A 23,376-nucleotide genomic window follows, 5' to 3' on the forward strand; every position below is an offset into this window, starting at 1 on the left:
TGCTGGTCTCAATCGCTACGGATGCATGTGCATCAGAGGCGAGAGGGCAGCAACGCCCAGTACAACAGCCAGAATTTGAAATAACCAAAGCAAAGAAGCTTGCATAGTTCTTAATCTCGTTTTTTATCTAAGGACTTGTCTGAAACGGTGAATTAATTGTTCCAGCTCAAGTTACCTAAGAGTCGATTGTTCAACTCTACAATCACCGTGACGCAGAAATGTGAAAAAATCGATAACTTTGGATTTTATTAGGATAAGTTCTGGCAAAAGAAAGACCACGGGATTATACACGAACTCGATTTCTCTACTAATCGAAATAAGCAACCGTTACGAAGTCATTCAGGAGTTATACAGCATTTGAATTATTCCTCTGTGAATGAAACTGTGTGTAGAGGTAAAGGCTCTAAAGCTGCTGCAATCGTCGCTAGAGCAACAACTGGAGCTGTGACGGCTCTTAGAACTCGTTTGCCCAGAGAAATGGGTTGGTATCCAACTGCGATCGCAGATTCAATTTCGTCTGCTGTCCAGCCACCTTCGGAGCCGATGGCGATGGTGAGGCTGTTGAGGGTGGATGGGTTAATGGTTAATGGTTGATGGTTGGTGGCTGGCTGGCTGGCTGTGGGTTGATCCCCGCCTATCTGAGAAAGATCTAGTTGTAATTGCTGTAGGAGTGAAGGCCAGTTTCCGCGGGCAACGGCAATATATTGAAGCGTATGATTGGACTCTTGGAACAACTGGCGCAGGGGAATTGGGTCGCTGACGGTGGGGATCACGCGCCGTTCTGACTGTTCAGCGGCTTCATTGGCGATGCGCTGCCAGCGTTTGAGGCGGTTATCGCTGGGCTTGAGCAATGTGCGATCGCTAATGACGGGAATGATTCGGCTCACGCCGAGTTCCGTCACTTGGCGAACAACTTCATCAAAGCCATTTCCTTTGGGTAAGGCGGCTACGAGGGTAACCGTAAGTGGTAATTCGGTGTTACTGGCTTGGTGGTCGGCTAGTTCCCGTAAAATCCGGGCCGATTGCCCTTCGGTGGCCAGTTGGGAGAGCCACCAGTGCCCTACGCCATCCATTGCAACAAACTGATCCCCAGTTTCTAGGCGCAGCACTCGATGCAGATAGTGATACTGCTCCGGTGTCAGCACGATGTAGGGCTGATTGGACTGGTGAGTAATTTGATGGCTAGAAACCGTAATTCGCTGAAGTTGAGCCACAGGCAAGAAAGTTGATTATTTGTTGCGCGGGTACGCTACCGTGTTGCACAAATCAAATTTTGCCACGGATAATGAGTATCACAACGATGTAAAGCGCTTCTTGCGCTAATAAAGAGTGAGTTATTTTTTGAAAGCCGCGCTCCGCGCGGCTTTCAAAAAATAACTTGTACCTCAGTAGCCTAAGAAAGGCTATAAAGCTGTTTATTGTAACCAAGACCGAGTGGTGACAGTCGAAACCGAATTTTTGAAGCAGATTGATGCTTACCTGCGCGAACAAGTTGCGCCCTATGCTGGAGTGCTGGATCATGATCCGCGTGAGCTGGAATCTGCGCTGCGACAAATGGGCGATCGCAACTTACTCGCCTTACGCTTATCAACCCGCTGGGGCGCGCCCGAAGTTGATCCCCTGACCTTTTGGGCCTTTCAAGAAAAGGTGGCAACCTATTCAGGCGCGTTGGCCTTTCTGCAAACCCAGCACCAAAGCGCGTCTCAAATGCTGCAGTACAGCGACAATAAACCGTTACAGAAAGCCTATTTGCCCTATCTCAGCTCTGGCCAAATCTTGCTTGGTATTGGATACTCTCATCTGCGCCGTACCGATCCGCCTTCTGTACGAGCCAAAGCGGTTAAAGGTGGATTTCGAGTTTCGGGTGAAGTGCCGTGGGTGACGGGCTATCAGTGTTTTCGGGAATTTATCCTGGGGGCACAGCTACCGGATGGTCAGTTTGTTCTCGGGCTGGTCCCGCTGGCTAGCGTGACTCAGTCTACGACCAGCCGCATTGAACTCAGTCCTCCCATGCAGCTTGCGGCGATGGGATCAACTCAAACCGTCAAAGCCCGCATCGCGGACTGGTTTATTCCTCAAGACTATGTCGTGGCGGTTCATCCCGCTGACTGGTTGGCTCAAAAAGATCGGCGTGGTGCGCTCAATCACGGCTTTTTTGCGATTGGCTGCGCCCGTGCTGGCCTCAATATCATGGCTGCCGTGCAGCGTCAGCGGCCCGAGTGTGTAGCCACTGCTTGGCAAGCGCTGGATGAAGAAGTTCGCACCTGTCGGCAGCAAATGTACGCGGCACAGGCTGGCAATATTGAACTCGCCCAGCGAGTGAAACTAAGAGCTTGGGCGATTGAACTGGCGGTTCGCTGTGCCCAGGCAGCCGTTGCGGTTTCGCGGGGATCAGCCAATTACAGTTATCATCCAGCCCAGCGGGTTTATCGTGAAGCCCTAGCCTATACGGTGTTTGGTCAAACAACTGATGTGATGGCAGCGACGCTGAATCGCTTGGCTAAGCGGTATTAGGTGATACGAGTCATCTGGGAGACTATGCAACAAAAGCCCGCACCAAGTGCGGGCTTTTGTCGCATTCTTCTGCAGAATTATCGTTTTGGCTTATCTTCGCCTTCAACATACATCGGTGGCTCAACGGCAAAGTTATCTAAACGACCGGCTTCGTCAATCACATAGCCGTCCGTCGTTTTCATGCCGCTGCCTTTTTCCTGTTCGGCTTCAGCTCTGACATCCTGCACATTTTCGTCAACATGCTCGTCAGTTGGAATTTTAGTATCGGCAGGATTCACATCAGTGGGTTGAGCTGTTTGTACACCCCATTGACTACCGGGGGCACCACGACCTGGCTCTGCTTCCTTCGGATTACCGGGCATATTGCGATTTTGTTTATCTGCCATATTATTTGCGTCCTCCTTAACGGTGCATGAATATGCATTGGTTTCACCTTATTTCAGACCCCAGGTTTCATGAGTCTTTCAGAGGAGGGGACATTAACTCAGGCATGTCTTTCGCTGGTCATGGATCTGATCGCGTAGTAAGGAGGAGATGCAGGCTAAAATGCCAGGGTTAAGTCAAGCGCAACGTGCAAAATTACAGTCATGACCGACGCTAAATCTCCCGCAGAGGCCCAAATTGAGACCCGGATTGAAACAGATAGCATGGGCCAAATTGCAGTACCCGCTGATCGCTACTGGGGCGCACAAACCCAGCGATCGCAGATTCACTTTGCTATCGGTCATGACACCATGCCCCGCGAGATGATCCGGGCACTGGGCATTTTGAAAAAAGCGGCTGCGATCGCAAATCGAGATTTAGGTAAGCTTGCGCCGGAAAAAGCGGAGCTAATGCTGAAGGCAGCAGATGAGGTGATCTCCGGCCAGCTTGACGGTCACTTTCCGCTGCGGATTTGGCAAACGGGCAGCGGCACGCAAACCAATATGAATAGTAATGAGGTGATTGCCAACCGGGCGATTGAGCTAGCGGGGGGCACAATGGGCAGCAAAGATCCTATTCACCCCAACGATCACGTCAACATGTCCCAGTCGTCTAACGACACGTTTCCCACAGCAATGCACATTGCGGCAGTGGAGCAAATTCATCATCATCTACTGCCAATGGTGACGAAACTGCGGGACGCTTTGGCTGAGAAGCAGCAGGAGTATGCGGAAGTTGTCAAAATTGGCCGCACTCACTTAATGGATGCAGTGCCGCTGACGCTGGGGCAGGAATTTTCCGGCTATGTCGATCAGTTAGATAAGGATCTGGTTCGCATTCAGCACACCTTACCGGATCTCTATGAATTGGCAATTGGCGGTACGGCAGTTGGCACCGGGCTTAACACTCATCCCGAATTTGCCGATCGAGTCGCGGCCCAAATTGCCCAGATGACGAGTTTACCTTTCGTCAGTGCGCCGAATAAATTTGCAGCACTGGCAGCCCATGATGCGATCGCAATGACCAGTGGTGCGCTTAAAACTCTAGCCTGTTCTTTGATGAAAATCGCCAACGACCTGCGCTGGCTGGGATCAGGTCCCCGCTGTGGTTTGGGGGAGTTGCTGCTACCTGCCAATGAGCCGGGATCATCGATCATGCCGGGTAAAGTAAACCCAACTCAGTGCGAGGCGATGACGATGGTATGCGTTCAGGTTTTGGGCAATGATGCGGCCATTGGCATTGCGGCCACTCAGGGCAATTTTGAACTCAATGTGTTCAAGCCGATGATGATTTTCAACCTGCTCAACTCAATTCGGTTGCTGGCCGATGCCTGTGACTTGTTTACCGATCATCTAGTGGTTGGCCTACAGGTGAACCGCTCCCAAATTCAGCATTTTGTCGAAAACTCGCTCATGCTGGTCACAGCGCTCAATCCTCATATCGGCTACGACAATGCCGCTAAAGTTGCGAAGAAAGCCTACGCTGAGCAAATCACCTTGCGGCAAGCCTGTGTTGAGTTAGGTTTGCTAACGGGAGAGGATTTTGATCGATTAGTGCGGCCAGAGGAGATGGTGTGAGAGGGAATTTGAGGCTGTAGAGGGCGATAAAGGGAATCTAGGGAGTCGTAAGGGTGTGTTGAGCGAAGCCGAAACGTACCGGATGCAAGGGAAGGGTTGTCGAGGGAGTCAAGGAAGTTGATAAGGAGTGATGGCGTGTTGCCCCATCACCCATCTGACCCGTCCCCCTCTCACTCCTTATAATTAATATCTTGAGGGAATAGAGGAAGACAGCTCGCTACCTGTAACTGCTTGTCTTCACAGTATTCCGCGATACCGGGTAGGGTTTAATGCGTAGTTTGTTGGGAAATCCTGACCTACTTTTGGGAAATTCTCGTCAGATTGTGTAGTTATGTTATCGATTGTGCGTTAAGATAGCCATTGCGAACGTAACTGTCGTTGGTACGCTTGGTACAGCTTCCATTTCTGGGAGTGAAGTTTATCCCACAAGTTTCAGTTAACGTCGGTGCGATCGCTTCGAGTAAGCTTAGGTGCTTTACCTTATCGCTGTTAACGCTAGGTTTGAGATTTCACTCATTGGATGACTGAAAGTTTAACGTTGAGTGAAATGGCTCCGAAGAGCCTCGATAATGGTTCGACAAGGTTGAATCCGAATCTGACCTAAGCTTGAACTGACCTGAAACTATTTGGATACTGTTGCCAACGTTCATGGGAAATCTTCCAACCATTGCCATCTCTCATTTGGGCTGCGAAAAAAACCGAGTGGATACCGAACACATGCTGGGCTTGCTGGTCAAGGCTGGCTATGCGGTGGACTCCAATGAGGATTTGGCGGACTATGTGATTGTCAATACCTGTAGCTTCATTCAAGAAGCGCGAGAAGAGTCTGTGCGGACTTTGGTCAATCTGGCCGAAGCCAACAAGAAAATTGTGATTACGGGATGCCTTGCGCAGCATTTCCAGGATGAGTTGCTGGCGGAAATTCCAGAAGCTGTTGCGGTTGTCGGTACAGGCGACTATCAGAGCATCGTCAACGTCATTGAGCGGGCGCAAGCGGGTGAACGGGTAAAAGCCGTCTCGGCTGAGCCAACCTACATCGCTGATGAAACTGTGCCTCGCTACCGTACAACGACTGAAGGTGTGGCCTATGTGCGCGTGGCTGAAGGCTGTGATTATCGCTGTGCCTTTTGCATCATTCCTCATCTCAGAGGGAAACAGCGATCTCGACCCATCGAATCCATCGTGGCTGAGGTTCAGCAACTTGCAGCGGAAGGCGTTCAAGAAGCAGTTCTTATTTCCCAGATCACCACCAACTATGGTCTGGATTTGTACGGTGAGCCGAAGCTAGCGGAACTGTTGCAGGCTTTGGGCAAAACTGATATTCAGTGGATTCGGATGCACTATGCCTATCCAACGGGTTTGACTCCCAAAGTCATAGACGCAATTCAGAACGTCCCGAACGTTTTGCCTTATCTAGATTTGCCGCTCCAGCATTCTCATCCTGAAATTCTGCGAGCGATGAACCGCCCCTGGCAGGGACAAGTTAATGACCAGATTATTGAACAGATCAAAACGGCGCTGCCCAATGCGGTGATGCGGACAACGCTGATTGTCGGTTTCCCCGGTGAAACAGATGAGCACTTTGAGCATTTGAAAGCGTTTATTCAGCGCCATGAATTTGATCATGTAGGTGTGTTTACCTTCTCACCAGAAGATGGAACACCCGCTTATAGCTTGCCGAATCAGCTTCCCCAGGCGGTGATGGATGCCCGCCGGGATGAGCTGATGATGATTCAGCAACCGATTTCGCTACGGAAAAATCAGGCTGAAATTGGCAAAACCGTTGATGTATTGATTGAGCAAGAAAATCCGACGACAGGTGAACTTGTCGGTCGCTCAATGCGATTTGCCCCCGATGTAGATGGAGTTGTGTACGTCCAAGGACAGGCACGACTCGGTTCCATTGTGTCGGTTCAGATTCAAGATGCAGATATCTATGATCTGCATGGTGTGGTTATTTAGCGTCTGAATCGCAGCGGCTTCGAAGTCAGCTTGAAACGGGTTCGAAGCACTTTTTTGATCGATTACAAACTCAAGAGTAGAAAAACACATGACCCTTTCATTCAAAAGTCTCGGTCTATCCGATGCGCGCGTAAATCATCTAGAGAAGATTGGATTTACTAGCCCGACTGCGATTCAGGCCGAAGCTATTCCCCACCTACTGTCCGGTCGCGATGTCGTTGGACAGGCCCAAACAGGTACGGGTAAGACCGCAGCGTTTGCGCTGCCCATGCTAGAACAGGTTGATGTCAACTCTGGTGCAGTACAGGCACTGGTTTTGACTCCCACCCGCGAACTGGCCATGCAGGTTTGTCAGTCGATGCGGGATTTCAATATTGATCGTCGTCTGTACATTATGACGGTGTATGGTGGTCAGTCCATCGATCGGCAGATCAGCCGCCTCCGCAAAGGCGCTCAAATCGTCGTCGGCACCCCCGGTCGCGTGCTCGATCTACTCAGCCGAGGTGCGCTAAAGCTAGATAAGCTGAGCTGCCTGGTGCTAGATGAAGCTGATGAAATGCTGAACATGGGCTTCATTCAAGATGTGGAAGATATTCTGAGTCAGGCTCCGGCTGAGCGACAAACTACGTTTTTCTCGGCAACAATGGCTCCAGCCATTCGTGAGTTGACGACCAAGTTTTTGCAGTCACCCGTAACGGTTACGGTTGAACATGCCAAGACGACGCCGAAGCGGATTCGTCAAGTAGGCTATGTTGTTCCTCGCGGCTGGTCAAAGTCTCGGACACTCCAACCCATTTTGGAAATGGAAGATCCAGAATCGGCCATCATCTTTGTGAAAACTCGTCGCACTGCCGCTGATCTCACTCGTCAGCTTCAGGCTGCTGGACACAGCGTAGATGAATATCACGGTGATTTGACGCAGCCCCAGCGGGAACGCTTACTGCTCCGCTTCCGTCAGCGTCAGGTTCGCTGGGTGGTTGCGACCGATATCGCTGCGCGAGGTTTAGACGTGGATGATCTCACTCACGTGATCAACTTTGACTTGCCCGATAGCAACGAGAACTACGTTCACCGGATTGGTCGAACAGGTCGGGCAGGCAAAGAAGGAACGGCAATCTCGATCCTGCATCCGCTTGATAAGCCAATCATGCGCCGGATTGAGCGCCATGTGCAGCAAAAAGTAGAGATTCTACCTGTACCAACTCGGGCAGAGATCGCAGCGCGTCACCTAGAAAATCTGCAAAGCCAGATCCGCGATGCGATTACTGGTGAGCGGATGGCGTCTTTCTTGCCGATTGTGTCGCAGTTAAATGAGGAATACGACCTGCGTGCGATCGCAGCTGCGGCACTACAAATGGCTTACGATCAAACTCGGCCCTCCTGGATGCGGATGCAACCGGATGCTCAGGACGAATCGACTCCTGCACCTCAGAAGAAGTTTAGCAAGCGCAGTCCAAGCAAGGGCAAGCCAAAGTCCGTATCGTCCAAGTCATAGTCAATCGTTGTACAAGAACGTGTAACTGACAAAGGGCTTCAGTCATTTAACTAAAAACTAAAAAGTGAGGGAGTTCTTTTAAGGAATTCCCTCACTTTGAGTTTTAAAGGCCCTGAAGCCTACGTTATTCCTCTAGTTCGAAGCTTGTTTGGTATGGGGAAAGCGTGGGGCGTTGCTTGCGATCGCACTTTATTGGCCAAAATTCTCTCTGCTCATCTCGCAATAATTAGGTAGTTGAAATTATAGCGGTTCTAGATAAGAACGAGAGAGGAGAGTGCCTCATCCTGAGGCACTCTCCTCTCTCGCTTTCTCACTCTTAACTGGAATCACTATATTGCCTAAATTAAAGAAGACAGTACATAAGAGAGTACATACATAAGCTTGTTCTAGTAAGTGAAAAAAGCGACTAAGTGCAGTGGTTTAAGAAGAGCGCCGACAAGCCATCTCATTGTTGAGATAGAGACAGTCTGAACGGGAAGTCCCCCGGATGATAGGCGTGTGGTGTTTAACGAACTCTTAAGATCGAGAAAATTCACTCACCACAAGAGTAGGTTTCTCAAATGCTAGCTGTACAGATGACTGCACGTTATTAGGCAGTTAGCTTAAGCCTACTAACAACATTTAAACAATCAACTAAGTTACGGCGCGACAGAAATTCTGTACGCCTAACAGAGTTGTATGTTGACAATTTGGAGATTCGATATGGCAACCGTAGAAAAACAAGGTCGCCCCAACGATCAGCAATCTGATCAGTGGCAAAACGATTTAAATCCCGATCCGATGGCTGGTCAAAACCACGGGCCTCAGACGGAAGAACCTGGACGGTTTGACCGTACCGCTGATGACATTAAGGAACTACACGAACGTATGCAAGACTTTTCACGCGACGATTTACGGCAAATTCCCGTTCTTCATCCGGGTGCCCGCTTGGAGCAAGGATCGGCTTATATCAACTTGAATGATTCAGAGCGCAAAGAATTCAAGGGTATGGGTAATATTAATGTTCAGAAGAACGACTTCATTGTGCCCAAAGATCAAGTTCCCTATTCATTGTGGAATCGATTAATCGGCGTTAATAACGCTCTTCAATGACTCTAGGCAGAGGAAATATTTTGTAGGATTGTAGTTGGAACTCCCCGAAATTGATTCATGAGCCGGATGAGCATCTGAAAACCTCGCGCCAGTTCGGGAATCGGAAACACGTCCAGCCAAGGTTGTAAACGATTTGAACTCACCCAAGGCAAGAGAATTAACCGTAGGTTATTGAGCCAGTTCTTCCATCCGTTGCCCATATTCCAATCTGAATGCTGCGTGAACGAAGACACCACAATCGAGTCATCCTGTTCCGGTGGAATCGCCCCCTGAGGACGCATCGGGGGGGTGTTTAAGGTGACCATCAAATAGGCACTCATCACGACTTCCCACCACTTTTCAATTACAGCATAGTCGGTGACGCGAAAGTCCGCCCAGCCCAGTTCATTTTTGCTTTGCTTGAGACCATATTCCACCCAATTTCTTAGACCATAGAGGTCTCCAACCTGGTGGTAAGAAATGTCCTTAACCCACGTCATCACCATCCAGGTTGACGCGCTAGGTAACGTTTGTGGATCCGTTGTCAATTCCCAGTAGCGCTGGGAACGACGTTGGCCATAAATAATCTCTCGAATGAAGCGAGTTTCACAACGACCATCACTCAATGTTCGCTGATACTGACGCCAGCGATTGCTTCTGACCCGTTGCTCTTTGGGCAAGAGCACCGCATGGTTTGAGCGAATAGCCAACACATACGGGAGCTCTAATTGATGTAATGTCCGCACAAAGCTGCTGCCGCTTTCTCCATAGGCACTATCGGCCAAAACAAGTTCAAACTGAAATCCCAATTCACAGAGTTCTTGAACCATTGCTGCCGCAATTTCGGGTTTGGTGTGATGAGAGTCTCCTGCTTTTAATCGCTCTTTCGGCTTGTAAATTCTAAAACTTAACGGGAAGGTCAAATTGTCAATTACCCCATAAGCATCCACCGAAACAATGCCGTTTTCGATCTTACCTAAGTTGCCGATGTACTGTCGTTTCACATAGTCGGTGGTCTGTCCCTTTTTGCGGTCGCCCGTTTCATCAATGACTAGGATCAATTTTTGTCCCCCTAAGAGACCTAAAATCAGCTCAATGCGTCGTTGCCTGAGGTCTTTAGCCTGCCAAGGTGAGCTGACTAAAAACTGTTGTAATGACTGAGCATTGGGTAGTCCTGTAACCTTAGCAATGGTTGGTAGCGACTTACGCTTGACTTCCGATATCATCCCGACATGCAGATGCTTAAAGGCTTCAAAGCTTCTGACTTCTGCAAACAAGTCTTGGTAATAGTCACAATATTCATCGATGAACCGGACGGTTGGCTTGGCTTGTCGGGGAGCTACCATTGATTCTCTCTACCATTCAGCCCTTTTACTCTAATTTATCTCTGCCTAGAGTCATTGAAGAGCGATAAGTAGGTACGGGCTGAAACCTGCATCTGTGTAACTGAATGTAAACAAAAGGCAAACCGATTGATGGCTATAGCCTTCGAGTTGTTTGCAAATCTCAATATGGCGTAGTTTTTCTACCCCAACCTACTTAATCCAGAGCGATTAGACGAATCTCGACGATAGATTTGAAGACATCCCTAACACAAATAAACCCTATTGTAAGGGCGGGTTTCGTTTGTCAGTTTATGATTTAGACGCATAGCTTGACGGCTAAACCCGCCCTCATTTACGTATTGGGTTGAGGTGAAAATAACTCTCAGCAAGCTACTCTCCGCAAACTTAACGGTATGCCTAAAGTCCAGCCTGCTGTAGTCGTGCTTCCATATCTTGCTGGGTCAAGTCTGACTCGATATAGGTTGGATTGTGCGGTTGATAGGGGCCTTGTAGCCGATCGATTGAAGTAACCTCAGCGGTATCGGGCAGAACTGGAACTTCTGGATCAGCGGCAGTTGGACGCATGAGAGAACTAGAAAAGCCCCGATAGATCATGATTTGATCAGGTTCATCGTCAACTTCTGCCGTGACTAACAGCACCTCAGCCGGATACAGCCGCGTATATTCTTCCAGGCGTTCTACTTGCGATCGCATTTTGTTCCGCTCAATCCAACCTTAAACCCAACCTAAAAAATCATTAAAAATCATTGATTCGTCGCAGAGCGTCCCTGCCGTCCTAAGCGAAAGACAACAAAGTAGGACAGGTAAAACAGATAAATGACCAGCGCCAGAATGCCCGTAAAGCCGAGGACAGCGTAGGTTGAATTCGCGTGGAAGAACTCTTTGTAGCGTAAGGGCGGTTCAAACCAAACCTGGCAGGCTTCGGTAGCAAACACCTGAGCTGAAAATGCACAGGGCAGAAATAGCGCCACCAAAACGGCGCTGATGCTGCTATAAAACGTCATCGCCCAGCGCCAGGAGGTGAGTACAAGCTTGAGCGGACTGGGGCTGTGTTCCCGAATTTCGTCATTCAGATCGATCCAGAACCAAAGCGCAATCAGGATCAAGACGTGCGCCATAAGTGATGTAATGAAGCTGATCTTCAGCCCCCCAATCATCAGATAAACCGTGATTGCAAGTAGGCTAGCAACTCGCCAGTAAATAACCAGCAGGGTCTGCATGGCCTCTTCTTTTTGCAAAAACGCCCAGAGGAGTAGGACGAGCGGCAAAATGACAGTAAACAGCACAGCGAGCCGATAGTCTGTCCAAACGATGGGACGTAGAATGTCTAAATTTTGCAAAAAACCAATGTTCATCAGGTCTGAAAGCTAAAGGGTCATCAGCGTTAGTCTTAATCGCACTCCCCATCCTATCTTGCGATCGCATCTTCATGCTCATTTCTCGTCATGAAACCCATTTGGATTAAGCTGACGCACCAGGTGAACCAGTTCTGGCAAAATCAAGGCTTCCATACCGAGCTGTACCGCTTTGCTAGAGCCAGGCAGCGAGAAAATTAACTGGGCACCATAAACTCCTGCTACGGCGCGGGATGCCAGGGCGCGGGAGCCAATCTGCTCATAGCTCAACATGCGAAACAGTTCGCCAAAACCGGGTAGCGTTTTATCCAATAATTGTGCGATCGCATCATAGGTTGTATCGCGGGGGGCAATACCTGTGCCACCATTGCAAATCACGGCTTGAATGGATTGCTCCTGCCACGTTTGAAGCTGAGCTACGATCTGTGGCGGTTCGTCTTTGACGACAACATAATCAGCAATTTGATGCCCCGCCTGCCCCAGTAGTTGATGAATAATCTGTCCGCTTTTGTCCGTTTCCACAGTGCGAGTGTCGCTGACAGTGAGGACAGCACAGCTAACGGCTAACGGTTGCGGATTAGCGTGGGGAGTCGGAGAATGGCTCATTCTAAATGTTTCTGTATCGACCGCAAAACGAAAGGACGCTCCATGAACGTCCTTCCCAATTCAAACCATTTTATAGTGAGCGCTCAGTTCGGATTGAACTAGCTCTTGGTAAATCCTAAACCTTTTTCCTCCGCATATCGCTCCATAAACCGCATGAAGCGATCCCATTCTTCAGGACTTAAGATGGCATACACTGCTTCGATTGCAGTGGGCTGGCCGTTAACAAACTTGGCGTTGACATCCCGCGTTGAGAGGGTTCCTTCCTCATCAACTAGATACATGCCGGTAATGTCACTATTTTCATCCGTTAATGCTGTTGGATTATCAAAGTAAAATGTTGCCGTTCCGTTGGTGCCATCCTTCGAACGGGTTAGCCGCACATCAGGCACAGTATCTTCAGCCACACCTCTTGTAAATTGAATTTCTGCCATAGCAATATCACGTCACATTTGTACATACAATTTTTATATCTTCTCATCATATGCGCGAGATACGGAAAGGCTGTGGCAAAACCTTTCGCCACAGCCTTTCTAAGGGTTGATATGAAATCCGCAATTTTTTTAGGGATGGCATACTGCCCATGCCGTCCCTAAAATCTGTTGATCCTGTATGACCAGATTTGAAATTGCTCAGGATTGGAGTTTAGAGGATACCTAAGTAACCCAAGCCTAGAATGGCACCTGCTCCTAGCAAGTGACCAAAGCTGGCCGTACCTAAAAGCGCTGGTAAACCCATGCCTCCAAATAGTTCCGGAGACGGTAGTTGAGGATCAGCATTTGGGTACCTAATCGTGAGTCTGCCAATTGCGATCGCAATGATGTTGCAGATAATCATTACAGCAGCGACCTTAGGGTTCCAAGCGGGAGTATGGGGAACTGCTGCCAGTAAAGATGTTAGATAAATCAAGTTAAAACTCCTTATTAGTCCAAATAAGCCTATATCAGCCATGAGTGAACCGATAGTCATCATCTTTGACCAAAAGTGAATTTCATATAATTGCTTGTTGCAAGACTTAATGGAAGTTAGCAATTCTTACCGTTGTGATGTGGTTTGAAGCAAAGCCCTTTGAGCTGCCGCATTGCCGCAGCTCAAAGGGCTTTGCTTCAAGGCGTTGGATTAATCTCCGGCGGGGATTTGCAGAATGATCCAGTTCCCGTCATCGGTGCGACCAAACACGAGGCGTGGATCGAGTGGTGCATAGGCATAGCGGCTATAGACAAAGCCTTGCTTGCCGTTGGCAATCTCGACCGGAGTCCAGCTATCCATCGGATCGCGATGCTCACCTTCGTTAGTTTGGCTGTGAATCAATTCCCAGCCTTCGCTGTAGGAGCTGACAACTTCATTAGAGAGCAGGGCAATTACATCGCTGTCTAATGACGGTTGCGATCGCAAATTCACGTTTTCGCCAAGAATCATCAGGTTATTGAAGTAGTGGTCAATTCCTTCAGCATCTGGCGGGGTTGGATATTGCTGCTCAAACGCGATGGTCGTCCCTGGACACACCCAAACGACATCACCAGCGGTCTCATATCCTAAATCAGCAGCCGGAACATCCGCACAACCAAACTGCATGGCCTTCTCTAGCGTTGACCAAAACCAGCTATCGCGTTGATCAAGCTTTAAATCATCTATCGGAGTTAAGCCAAAGCCAAAGGCTAATTCTCCCGTATCGTAGCGGGGCAGCAGCGGCAAAATAAACTCGGCATTTCGATCTGCGATCGCACGCTTAAATTCCTGACGAAACTTGGCAAAGTCGCTACTAGGGGGAACTTCGTCCTTTAGCTCAAATGGACGATGGGGAAAATCACGTAGCCGCTCATATTCTTCGGCAGATAAGCGAGGCTTTGAGTCAGTCTCGGTCTCTTCATCTGAGGCTTGAGCATCGTCCGGTGATGTGACCTGGCTGGTGTCAGTTGTATCGCTGCCTATCTGACCTGGATCGACATCATCAGATTTATCGCCCACTTCTGTAGTTGGGCCGCCAATCTCGGCAATCGGATTTTGCTGTCGCCAAGCAGTGACAGCACCCACTCCCGACGCAGCAACAACAAGAAAACAAATGGTCGCAAGTCCAGCTTTATTCATGGTTAACTTGTCCACAGATAAGAATCCGTGAATCATGAGGCGTTATCTTTAACTTCAATCCAACAAAGGCCGATTCCGTTAACTAAACCGATTGAAGCAAAACTGCGATCGCGCCTACTCTCCTAATCCCCCATCTCCCAAGACCGTGAAGACTCTACAGACTCTTGCTGGAGACGATGCTGATTGACTTGCTTAAGATAATTCAGCAGCACATCGGCTTCAGCCTGGAGTTGAAGAAAGCGATCGCGGTGACTGGGTTTGTAGCAGGACAATCGCTGTGGTTCAAGTTGAGGTGAGTCTGGCTCGTCGGTTGGTTGCGGCGGGCAGAAGCGAAGAGTTGGCAGAGTTGAACGCGATGGCAATTGAGACTGGGAGTACCAGGACGGCTGGCGGATTGAAGCTGGAACCGCCGCTCGACCCCCATTTGAAGTCAAGACTTGAGGTGTCATTATCACTCACTCACACATTGTTGGGATTTGACGGAATGCGTAGAAGGTTAATTGCACCCATCAGCCCACAGTTCAGCCTCAATTCTATGTAAGTAATTCGATTTTGCCTCATTTTTTGTGTCGGTTTTGTAACTGGAATGTGGATTGGGACAGTCGGGTAGGTGGGTGGGTGGGTATTAGGTACTAGGTTTTGGGTGCTAGGTATGGATGCTAAGTAGAACCGAACAGCCAATGCCAAATATTCCGCCCCTCCAACCTAATCTCTAACACCAATACCTACATACCCAGTACCCAAAGCCCAATACCCAGTACCCAGCACCCGGTACCCAGTACCCAATCCTGACCTTCGCGCTCACTCGTAGAACTGGCATTATTTCTCAAACTTAGTTCTCCGACTGAACATCATTCAAACCCGACAGATCGGATGAATTGCGACCATTGATGTCTGGTTGTTTGGACTGCTGCGTTTTAAGCCAGTGCTGGAGTTCGGGGGGGAGTTCTAAAGGGAGCGTGCCCGATCGCACATGCAGGTCGCGTTGCGGGAAGGGGATTTCGATATTGTGTTCTCGCAGAGAGCGTTCGATGGCAAAGTACAAGTCGCTTTTGATGCGAACTTGTTTAGCGGGTTCGGCAATCCAAACCAGTAGCTCAAAGTTGAGTGAACTGTCGCCAAATTCAGTGAAAAAGACGTGGGGAGCGGGTACGGCTAGGGTATTGGGGTGCTCTTGTCCAGCTTTGATCAACACCGATTCGACGACGGCGGGATCAGAGCTGTAGGCAACGCCAACCGGAATGCGTAGGCGCGAAACAGGGTTACGATGACTCCAGTTAATTACCTCGTTTTCGAGAAAACGGGAGTTGGGCACGATGATTGAAACCTGATCGAGGGTTTTAATTTCGGTGCTGCGAGCGCCCAAGCGTTCCACAGTGCCCATGAATTCGCCCACTTGGACAAAATCGCCAATTTGGATCGGGCGTTCGAAGACCAGAACTAGACCGCTGCCAAAGTTTTTGGCGATGTCCTGTAAACCAAAACCGATACCAACGCTGAGTGCACTAGCCAGAATGGCGAGAGAGCTGAAGTCAATTCCCCAGATTTGCAGCAGGATAATCACGCCAATGGTGATAAAACCATATTTGATCACAATTGCGATCGCTTCTCGTAGGCCGCGATTGATCCCGGTAATATGGCTCAGAATGCGCCGCCGGATGACGTTGGTGACGGTGCCAGAGGCAATTACTAGACCAAAGACCATTGCGATCATCAGCAAGATATCGAGCAGCGACAGCGGATTTTGGCCTAAGTTGAGCACGTCAGAAGTCAAGCTGGCCTGGAGGATACGCCGAATTTGGTCGTTCAACCGCCGCGTTAGGGCAAATTGATTGGTGACAAACAAAAACGCCGCTAACCAGATGCCAGTCCGGATCAGCAGCAAAATCGCCTTGAGAATAAGATTGAGTTCTTTAGTGGATTGAGTGTCAGCCGCTTCCTCACCCGACTGAATCAACCGATAGAGTGTCGGACGTAATCCTTGATCCATCGCTCGCTGGCAGCCTCGATCCAGCGCAAAGGCGATGATAATGGTGACGGCAGCGATCAGCAGGCCAGTAATAACTCCGCGATTGTTATAGGTAATGAACTCTTGAATCTCAGACTGCCACTCGTAGGCAAGGTCGAGAATCGCGCTGGGGTCTGGATTGGTGGCATCAGCTAAATCTTCTCGCGTGACGGTGACTAAAACGGAATCGATGGTACTGGTTGGTTCACCGCCGAAAGTGCGATCGCGGATGCCAATGACGGTGGCGCTACTGCCATCGGCTGCGTCACAGGCGGTTTTAATTTTGCTGCCTTCATTAATGATGGTAATGGTTGCTTCACCTGCGGTCTGACAGCCAACAACAATATCACTGGGGGCTGGCGGATTGTCTTCATTCAGCGCTTCCATCAGCCGCAGCTCGTAGATCCTGGCCCGTTCCGCCGCTCGTAATTCGCCTGCTGTGGCAACTTCAAACAGAATCTCGTCGTTGAGGATGACAGAAGCTTGTTCGCTTTGATTGGTTACCGCTTCTTCTGCTTCTGTTGCACTATTGGTTTCATCGCTGGCTTCGGCTTCATCTGGATTGGAGCTGTCGTCAATTAGAACGTCATTTAGCCGTTCAATCAGTGGCGCTTGGCCGACGGGCTGCTGTGCGATCGCAGGTTGCAGCCAGCCTACACCGATCAGCAGCAGCAAACAACCCGCCACTAAACGGCTGATCAGGCGGAATTGAAACTGCTGCCGCTGCCTTACAGCACGCGCAGACCGAGATGAGTAGTAAAAGCGCAACACAATTAACTTCTGAGCAACTGTTTTTTCAGTTTGAATCCATATTCTAAGAAAAGTTCCATGCTATGGGATAGCCATATTGGTTGGAACGTTTTTGAGGTGCGGCTCTGCCGCACCTCAAAAACGTTCGTTCGACACATAAAAAGGCATTGTTGCCGTATTACGGCAGCAATGCCTTTTAAGGACAAAGCAAGCCTGCTTATGCTTGGGGTTCGGCCTCAGTTGTAATTGTTTTCACCGACTCAGCGTCTAGCTTGAACACGGTGACCGCCAATGGTGGCAGCGTCAGGCTGAGAGCATAGGGCCAGCGGGGATTATGCTCCCACTGGTGTGCTTCTTTGCCGCCATAGTTGCCGACGCCGCTACCGCCGTACTTCTGGGCATCGCTGTTGAGCAGTTCCTTATAATATCCAGGTTTGGGTACCCCAACCCAGTAGTCATAGTGGGGACGGGGCATGAAGTTGCAGACCGTGACCAAGAAATCATCGGAGTGTTTATCCTTGCGCAAGAAGGAAACGACGCTATTTTCGGCATCGTTACAGTCGATCCACTCAAAGCCATCATGGGAGAAATCTTCCGTATACAGCGATGATTCCTGCTTATACAGCGCATTCAAGTCGCTCATGAACTGCTTCATCTTCTTATGCGGATCGTACTGAAGCAGGCTCCAATCCAAGTCGCCCCAAGCGTTCCACTCGCTGGTTTGGCCAAACTCCATACCCATGAATAGGGTCTTTTTACCAGGGTGAGTGAACATGTAGGCAAACAGCGATCGCAGATTAGCGAACTTTTGCCATTCATCTCCCGGCATTTTGTGAATCAGGTTGCCCTTGCCGTGAACGACCTCATCGTGAGACAGGGCCAGCATAAAGTTTTCGCTGAAGGCATACCAAATGCTGAAGGTGACGTTGTTTTGGTGATAGCGGCGATAGAGCGGGTCTTTGCTGAAGTAGTCCAGCATGTCGTGCATCCAGCCCATGTTCCACTTGAAGTTGAACCCTAGGCCGCCCAAATAAGTCGGTCGTGACACATTAGCCCAAGCGGTGGATTCTTCCGCAATGGAGAGAATACCGGGATAGTAGCCAAACAGGGTGTAGTTGAGCTGACGCAGGAAGTCAACTGCTTCCAGGTTCTCGTTGCCGCCATAGTGGTTGGCGACCCACTCACCATCTTTGCGGTCATAATCCAGGTACAGCATAGACGCGACGGCATCCACTCGAATGCCGTCAATGTGGTACTTGTCAAACCAAAACAGGGCATTGGAGATTAGGAAGTTGCGCACCTCATGGCGAGCATAGTTGAACACGTAGGTGCCCCATCCCTTGTGCTCACCTCGACGGGGATCTTCGTGCTCGTATAGGTGCGTGCCGTCGAAGAAGGCTAAACCGTGGCTGTCCTTCGGGAAGTGACCGGGCACCCAGTCCACGATGATGCCGATGCCGTTTTGGTGGCACTGATCGACAAAGTACATAAAGTCTTGCGGACTGCCGAAGCGCGAGGTGGGCGCATAGTAACCCGCCACCTGGTAGCCCCAGGAGCCATCAAAGGGATGCTCAGCAACGGGCAAAACTTCAATGTGGGTATAGCCTAGTTCCTTGACGTAGGGCACCAAGCGGTCGGCCAGTTCTCGATAGGTCAGAAAGCGAGTGTTGGGCTTTTGATCGATCGGGACAGGCTGTTCGCCATTGGGAGTGGGTGTGTCCAAGCTCTCATGCAGCCATGATCCCAGGTGAACCTCATAGACTGAAATCGGCTCTTCTTGAGGATTAGAATGCCGCCGCTTTTCCATCCAGTCGTTGTCTTTCCAGGTGTAGTCAAGACTGGCCACGACGGACGCGGTATCGGGCCGAACTTCCTGCTGAAATCCGTAGGGATCAGATTTGTAATAGAGATGTCCCGCTTCGTTTTTAATTTCGTACTTGTACTTTTGCCCTTCCTTTAGACCGGGAATAAACAAGTCCCAGACGCCACCGTTGACCAGGCGCATCTGGTGCTTGCGGCCATCCCAGTTGTTGAAGTCGCCCACGATTGAAATATTGCGGGCATTCGGTGCCCAAACAGAGAAGTAAACTCCCTGTACGCCTTCAATATTGACGAGGTGCGCCCCCATCTTTTCATAGATGTAGTGGTGGTTGCCTTCGCCAAATAAATAGATATCGTAATCCGTCAAGAGCGGCGTTTTGAAGGCGTAGGGGTCATGAATGACGCGCTCATGTTCGCCTTCTTTAATCCGGATTAAATAGTTGGCAGACAAGTTGGGCGTCGTGATCTCACATTCAAAAAAGTGGGGATGATGAGCCGTCTCCATTGGATACTCGTTGCGATCCTCTGGATGGATAACCCACGCTGCTTCTGCATCCGGCAAATAGGCTCGCACCACCCAACGGCGACTGCCGTTTTCTCCAACTGGGTGTGAACCTAGTACTTCAAATGGATTGTGGTGGCGATTTTCAACGATACGTTGAACTTGATCGGGGGCAGCGGTAGCTGGCATAAGTTATCAGTCCTATCTAAACAGCAAGTCCAAAAATTGAAATTCAAGCGATTTAAGCCAAGCAATAATCAATTCACGGCAAAAAAATTAAATATTTCTCGTTAGTGTAGATCGATGTGTAAACTTTCCTAAACCCTCTTAGGTTTAGTGTATGTGATGTGATGAGACGGTATACATCAGGGAACCGGATTTAGGATGAGTCCTAGGTAATGGCCTTAGAGCAATGTAAGGGCAATGTGCGATCGCATATTTTCGTCACCATTTACTCAATATTTTCTTTAGATTTCACATCTGTTTAGCCAAATTCTGCCGCCGGAGTGAGGTGCAAGAGTCTGCCAACAGCGCTACGGTAAAGCCGTTGGCGAACCTAAGTCGCAAACTTATTTGTAGATTCACATTGCAAACGGTATGACTCAATCTGACTCTACTTCAGACTCGGTAAAGAAACTGCAAGTCTCTGATAAGCAGGCGTTTTTGGAAACTCAGGATGCCTTTCAGCGCTTGGAGGCTGACGGGATCACGCGCTTTCAGATGTTTAACGCATTGGCCGATTTATTTAATCGGGAACAGCAGCCTGAGTTATCTAAGCTGATGGCTGATGCTGCCTATAAGTGCTATCAGCAAGGGTTTGACTAGCTGCTCAATCGGCTGGTTGCACAACGTGAATCTAACACCAGCGGCAATTTTGTTCGGTACGCTAGCGCTTTAACGTAGCCATGCTCGCAGGGCTATACCCAATTTTGACGGAATAAGGATTTCAAGAGTTTTGCCAGTCACCTAGTCAGTCAACCAGGCATCGAAAACAGCATGATCCCCGTGGAAATCTTAGCGGTTTTCGCCCTCTGGCATCGGCAGAGGCGCGCGCCGTTCGCGGTAAGGCATAGGGATGTACTGTACCGAGGGACGGCCCATCTGCGGCTGAGGATAGAGATCCATCAGGTCGTAGATTTCGCGGGGCAAATCCGTTGAAATCGGTAATCCCAGCTCTCTTGCCTCCTCAACAGAGATGGGATAGTCGTGGGTAACAGCTCCGGTCGTTAGCTTTTCAATGATGTGATCGATATTGGCGGGATCAATTTTCTGGCGAGGAATGCTGTCCTCTAGCAAAACGCGCACAAATCGCTGCACCTGAGCTGTCGCTTTGCGGGCTACATCGGCCATCACCAGCGTCTCGTCGTCAATTTCACTGATGGGTTTTTCTTCAACCACTTTAATTAGGCTAGCGGCAGGTAGGTTGCCCAGTTGCGGATCGACGGGGCCAAGCACCGCATTCTCATCCATGACGATTTCATCAGCAGCCAGAGCTAACATCGTGCCGCCGCTCATGGCGTAGTGGGGCACAAACACGGTGACCTTGGCCTGATGCCGAATCAGGGCGCGGCCAATTTGCTCGGTGGCGAGCACCAATCCACCAGGAGTATGCAAAATTAGATCAATCGGAATATTGGGCGGCGTCAGGCGAATTGCTCGCAGCACTTGTTCAGAGTCTTCAATGCTAATGTAGCGAGAAAGAGGAATGCCGAGCAGGCTGACAGATTCTTGCCGATGAATCAGTAGGATAGTTCGGCTATTGCGAGTACGCTCAAACGATTGAATGGCACTGACTCGTTTTTGCTCTGTCCGGCGACGCTGAATAACGGGCTGCAGCGATGTAATCACCAGAAAAACCCAAAATAAATCGAAAAAGTTGAAGTCCATAGATCGTAATCATTGAGCGATACCTTCAGGATATTAGTTATCTGTAGAGAACTCGGCGTCTATCTTGTGGCTTGATTTCGGGTTCAAACTGCGATCGCAGTTTGTCTCAACTGGAATAGAGGCGCGATCGCACTTCTTCCCGTGCAACAGGCCCATTCAACAGAAATGTTTAAGGATTGATAACTTGTTTACCGCAGACGATGACATTAGTGATTCATTGGGAACATTGAAAACAGTCATCTTTCAAGATCTGACGGCATTTCACAAAACCACACTCTGCACTCGGCGCAACAACTATGGTGACCGCAACACAAAATCAGCACATCCTGCACAAGCGACGCCCCAAAAAGCACAATCACTACGGGTTTCGTGATTTCTTCCAGTTCGATCCAGAGCGCGGCGTGATTCTAGACTGGAACGACTGCCAAAACGTCTTGACCAGCGAAGACTTCATCATCGGTCTGCAAGAAGGACTAGAGGAAGAAGTGGGCGATGCGTCCGCTGCGATCATGTACACCATCGGTCAAGAATGGGGCCAGCGGGACGCCTTTTTCTTTGAAAAATGGTTTGAAAAAGAGTTCGATCGCAACATTCGGCAAACTAACCTGCTGTTTTTGCTGGAAACCTGGTGGTGGCCTTTCACATCGCAGGGCTGGGGCCGCTGGGAAGTGGATCTAGAAGACCGCAAGCAGGGCTTCATGTTCATCAATTTATTTGACTCGGCAGTTGCGCGCACCCTGGGCGATGTCGGTAAACCCGTATGCTTCCTCTATGCCGGACTGTTTGCCGGCTTCTTTACCGAGCTGGTGAAAAAGCAGTTGAGCTGCATTGAAATTCAGTGCTACTCCATGGGCGAAACCTACTGCAAATTCCTCCTGGGTGGCCAAGACCGGATTGACGCCGCCTCCTTCTGGATGAACGAAGGGGCAACCGCTCGCGATATCGAAAAACGGCTGCGTTCTGGGGAGCGACTGGGCTAATGATGGCATCTGTATCGGCCAATAATGGCAACGGACACCGAAATGGACACCGAGCTACAGGCGAATCCGCCGCTTGGCTCCAGCTTTCCGTTCGACAATTCTTTGAGCAATGTAACTGGGACGGACGTGCGATCGCACCTACCGCTTCTCCGGTTTCAGATGACGCTACTGTATCGGATACGTCCCTCAACCTAACGCTGAGCGTGCGGCAATTCTTCGATGAATTTCCCTGGGAAGGCAAACCTGCGATCGCAGCTCCTGTCTTGTTTGATGCACTGGAAGCTGACGATGACATAGCTGAAAGCGACATTACGCTGGAAGACATCACCGATTTGTTTGGGTAATTCAGGCCAACCCACTACCAACTAACCCCCTATCCACCATCAACCTTACTGCCACGAGTCATACCAAACTCCCCCACCTCTTATCTCGCCCGTTACAACCCCTGAGAAACCAACCATGAATTCCAACATTGAAACCCTGCTTGATGCAGCAGAAGATCGCTATCTTAAACCGGAAGAACTGACTGCCCTCGGTCAATATGTCACCTCGCTCTCCGATCGGTTGGCGGTGTATCGTACATTGCGCGATCAAGAAGTGCAGATTATGCAGCCCGTAGCCGATCAGCTCCAGGCTCAGTGCGCTCAAGAACCGACCGAAAAGCTAGAGCGCTGCATCAAAAATGCCCTGCTGGTGCTGCGCTACTGTGCAATGGCGATGCTGCTGGATGATGAAAATTTCGTGTGCGATCGCATCTCCGGTTGGCTCACCGAAGTCACCCATGCCTACAGCACCCAAGCCATTGATCAGCAGCTTTATCGACTACTAGAGGCAAAGCTTGTCCAAACCCTACCCACCAATCAAGTCGCCTTGCTCAAGCCCCACCTCCAATCCGCCCAGGCCGTACTAACAGCTATCTAATCCGCCCGGATCTCAAAATTCTCCATTGATAACATTCGCTTTTACTTCCTAATCCTCTCCTCCCCTAAGCCTT

The 23,376-nt window shown here is 49.7% G+C and carries 22 protein-coding genes; 9 read left to right on the top strand and 13 right to left on the bottom strand.

Going from position 1 to position 23,376, the window contains the following annotated elements; genetic code table 11:
- Nucleotides 1–362 precede the first annotated feature (362 nt).
- Nucleotides 363–1,214 (bottom strand): 16S rRNA (uracil(1498)-N(3))-methyltransferase, encoded by an 852-nt coding sequence (locus tag AC286M_RS16215; RefSeq protein ID WP_488205376.1) that lies wholly within the window; start codon nucleotides 1,212–1,214, stop codon nucleotides 363–365.
- A 223-nt stretch (nucleotides 1,215–1,437) separates the two neighbouring features.
- Between AC286M_RS16215 and AC286M_RS16220 the strand changes: the two genes are divergently transcribed.
- Nucleotides 1,438–2,514, top strand: coding sequence for an acyl-CoA dehydrogenase family protein (locus AC286M_RS16220; RefSeq protein WP_488205377.1), 1,077 nt, complete (start codon nucleotides 1,438–1,440; stop codon nucleotides 2,512–2,514).
- Nucleotides 2,515–2,591: 77 nt separating this feature from the next.
- Here the strand turns inward: AC286M_RS16220 and AC286M_RS16225 are convergent, their stop codons facing one another.
- Nucleotides 2,592–2,900 carry a hypothetical protein gene (locus AC286M_RS16225; RefSeq protein WP_488205378.1) on the bottom strand — a complete coding sequence of 103 codons (309 nt, stop codon included), beginning with the start codon at nucleotides 2,898–2,900 and terminating at the stop codon, nucleotides 2,592–2,594.
- A 201-nt stretch (nucleotides 2,901–3,101) separates the two neighbouring features.
- Between AC286M_RS16225 and fumC the strand changes: the two genes are divergently transcribed.
- From fumC to AC286M_RS16245, 4 genes are all read left to right on the top strand, one after another.
- A complete protein-coding gene (fumC, locus tag AC286M_RS16230) occupies nucleotides 3,102–4,514 on the top strand; it encodes a class II fumarate hydratase (RefSeq protein ID WP_488205379.1) in 1,413 nt (470 codons plus the stop codon).
- A 648-nt stretch (nucleotides 4,515–5,162) separates the two neighbouring features.
- Nucleotides 5,163–6,476: a 30S ribosomal protein S12 methylthiotransferase RimO gene (gene rimO / locus AC286M_RS16235; RefSeq protein WP_488205380.1), complete on the top strand. Its 1,314-nt coding sequence runs from the start codon at nucleotides 5,163–5,165 to the stop codon at nucleotides 6,474–6,476.
- Between the two features lie 88 nt (nucleotides 6,477–6,564).
- Entirely contained in the window at nucleotides 6,565–7,971 is a 1,407-nt protein-coding gene (locus tag AC286M_RS16240; RefSeq protein WP_488205381.1) for a DEAD/DEAH box helicase, read from the top strand.
- A 702-nt stretch (nucleotides 7,972–8,673) separates the two neighbouring features.
- Complete coding sequence (locus tag AC286M_RS16245; protein ID WP_488205382.1) at nucleotides 8,674–9,063, top strand: hypothetical protein; 390 nt, start codon at nucleotides 8,674–8,676, stop codon at nucleotides 9,061–9,063.
- 2 nt (nucleotides 9,064–9,065) lie between these two features.
- Here the strand turns inward: AC286M_RS16245 and AC286M_RS16250 are convergent, their stop codons facing one another.
- The 10 genes from AC286M_RS16250 to glgB form a co-directional block, all read right to left on the bottom strand.
- On the bottom strand, nucleotides 9,066–10,388 hold the full coding sequence (locus AC286M_RS16250) for an IS701 family transposase (protein WP_488202758.1): 1,323 nt from the start codon (nucleotides 10,386–10,388) through the stop codon (nucleotides 9,066–9,068).
- Between the two features lie 396 nt (nucleotides 10,389–10,784).
- Nucleotides 10,785–11,081: a DUF7734 family protein gene (locus tag AC286M_RS16255; RefSeq protein ID WP_488205383.1), complete on the bottom strand. Its 297-nt coding sequence runs from the start codon at nucleotides 11,079–11,081 to the stop codon at nucleotides 10,785–10,787.
- A gap of 50 nt (nucleotides 11,082–11,131) precedes the next feature.
- The gene (locus AC286M_RS16260) at nucleotides 11,132–11,743 is read right to left on the bottom strand and encodes a DUF3177 family protein (RefSeq protein ID WP_488205384.1); all 612 of its coding nucleotides are present in this window, start codon (nucleotides 11,741–11,743) and stop codon (nucleotides 11,132–11,134) included.
- Nucleotides 11,744–11,821: 78 nt separating this feature from the next.
- Nucleotides 11,822–12,349, bottom strand: a complete 528-nt coding sequence (locus AC286M_RS16265; RefSeq protein ID WP_488205385.1) for a MogA/MoaB family molybdenum cofactor biosynthesis protein — start codon at nucleotides 12,347–12,349, stop codon at nucleotides 11,822–11,824.
- A 98-nt stretch (nucleotides 12,350–12,447) separates the two neighbouring features.
- Nucleotides 12,448–12,780, bottom strand: coding sequence for a photosystem II reaction center protein Psb28 (psb28, locus tag AC286M_RS16270; RefSeq protein WP_488205386.1), 333 nt, complete (start codon nucleotides 12,778–12,780; stop codon nucleotides 12,448–12,450).
- Nucleotides 12,781–12,991: 211 nt separating this feature from the next.
- Nucleotides 12,992–13,255 (bottom strand): photosystem I reaction center subunit PsaK, encoded by a 264-nt coding sequence (gene psaK / locus AC286M_RS16275; RefSeq protein ID WP_488205387.1) that lies wholly within the window; start codon nucleotides 13,253–13,255, stop codon nucleotides 12,992–12,994.
- 210 nt (nucleotides 13,256–13,465) lie between these two features.
- Entirely contained in the window at nucleotides 13,466–14,449 is a 984-nt protein-coding gene (locus AC286M_RS16280; protein ID WP_488205388.1) for an SH3 domain-containing protein, read from the bottom strand.
- A gap of 107 nt (nucleotides 14,450–14,556) precedes the next feature.
- Complete coding sequence (locus AC286M_RS16285) at nucleotides 14,557–14,883, bottom strand: hypothetical protein (RefSeq protein WP_488205389.1); 327 nt, start codon at nucleotides 14,881–14,883, stop codon at nucleotides 14,557–14,559.
- Nucleotides 14,884–15,266: 383 nt separating this feature from the next.
- On the bottom strand, nucleotides 15,267–17,213 hold the full coding sequence (locus AC286M_RS16290; RefSeq protein ID WP_488205390.1) for a mechanosensitive ion channel family protein: 1,947 nt from the start codon (nucleotides 17,211–17,213) through the stop codon (nucleotides 15,267–15,269).
- Nucleotides 17,214–17,409: 196 nt separating this feature from the next.
- Nucleotides 17,410–19,704: a 1,4-alpha-glucan branching protein GlgB gene (gene glgB / locus AC286M_RS16295; protein ID WP_488205391.1), complete on the bottom strand. Its 2,295-nt coding sequence runs from the start codon at nucleotides 19,702–19,704 to the stop codon at nucleotides 17,410–17,412.
- Nucleotides 19,705–20,112: 408 nt separating this feature from the next.
- Here glgB and AC286M_RS16300 point away from each other — a divergent pair, with 408 nt between their 5' ends.
- The gene (locus tag AC286M_RS16300) at nucleotides 20,113–20,340 is read left to right on the top strand and encodes a hypothetical protein (RefSeq protein WP_488205392.1); all 228 of its coding nucleotides are present in this window, start codon (nucleotides 20,113–20,115) and stop codon (nucleotides 20,338–20,340) included.
- Nucleotides 20,341–20,529: 189 nt separating this feature from the next.
- Here the strand turns inward: AC286M_RS16300 and AC286M_RS16305 are convergent, their stop codons facing one another.
- Nucleotides 20,530–21,402 (bottom strand): SDH family Clp fold serine proteinase, encoded by an 873-nt coding sequence (locus tag AC286M_RS16305; protein WP_488205393.1) that lies wholly within the window; start codon nucleotides 21,400–21,402, stop codon nucleotides 20,530–20,532.
- Nucleotides 21,403–21,698: 296 nt separating this feature from the next.
- Here AC286M_RS16305 and AC286M_RS16310 point away from each other — a divergent pair, with 296 nt between their 5' ends.
- The 3 genes from AC286M_RS16310 (at nucleotide 21,699) to AC286M_RS16320 (ending at nucleotide 23,303) form a co-directional block, all read left to right on the top strand.
- The gene (locus AC286M_RS16310) at nucleotides 21,699–22,382 is read left to right on the top strand and encodes a V4R domain-containing protein (protein WP_488205394.1); all 684 of its coding nucleotides are present in this window, start codon (nucleotides 21,699–21,701) and stop codon (nucleotides 22,380–22,382) included.
- Nucleotides 22,382–22,726 (top strand): hypothetical protein, encoded by a 345-nt coding sequence (locus AC286M_RS16315; RefSeq protein ID WP_488205395.1) that lies wholly within the window; start codon nucleotides 22,382–22,384, stop codon nucleotides 22,724–22,726. Before AC286M_RS16310 ends, AC286M_RS16315 begins: the two co-directional genes overlap by 1 nt.
- Nucleotides 22,727–22,841: 115 nt before the next feature.
- The gene (locus AC286M_RS16320; RefSeq protein WP_488205396.1) at nucleotides 22,842–23,303 is read left to right on the top strand and encodes a bilin-binding protein; all 462 of its coding nucleotides are present in this window, start codon (nucleotides 22,842–22,844) and stop codon (nucleotides 23,301–23,303) included.
- The last annotated feature ends 73 nt before the right edge of the window (nucleotides 23,304–23,376 follow it).

The organism is Thainema salinarum CENA647 (assembly GCF_057732415.1).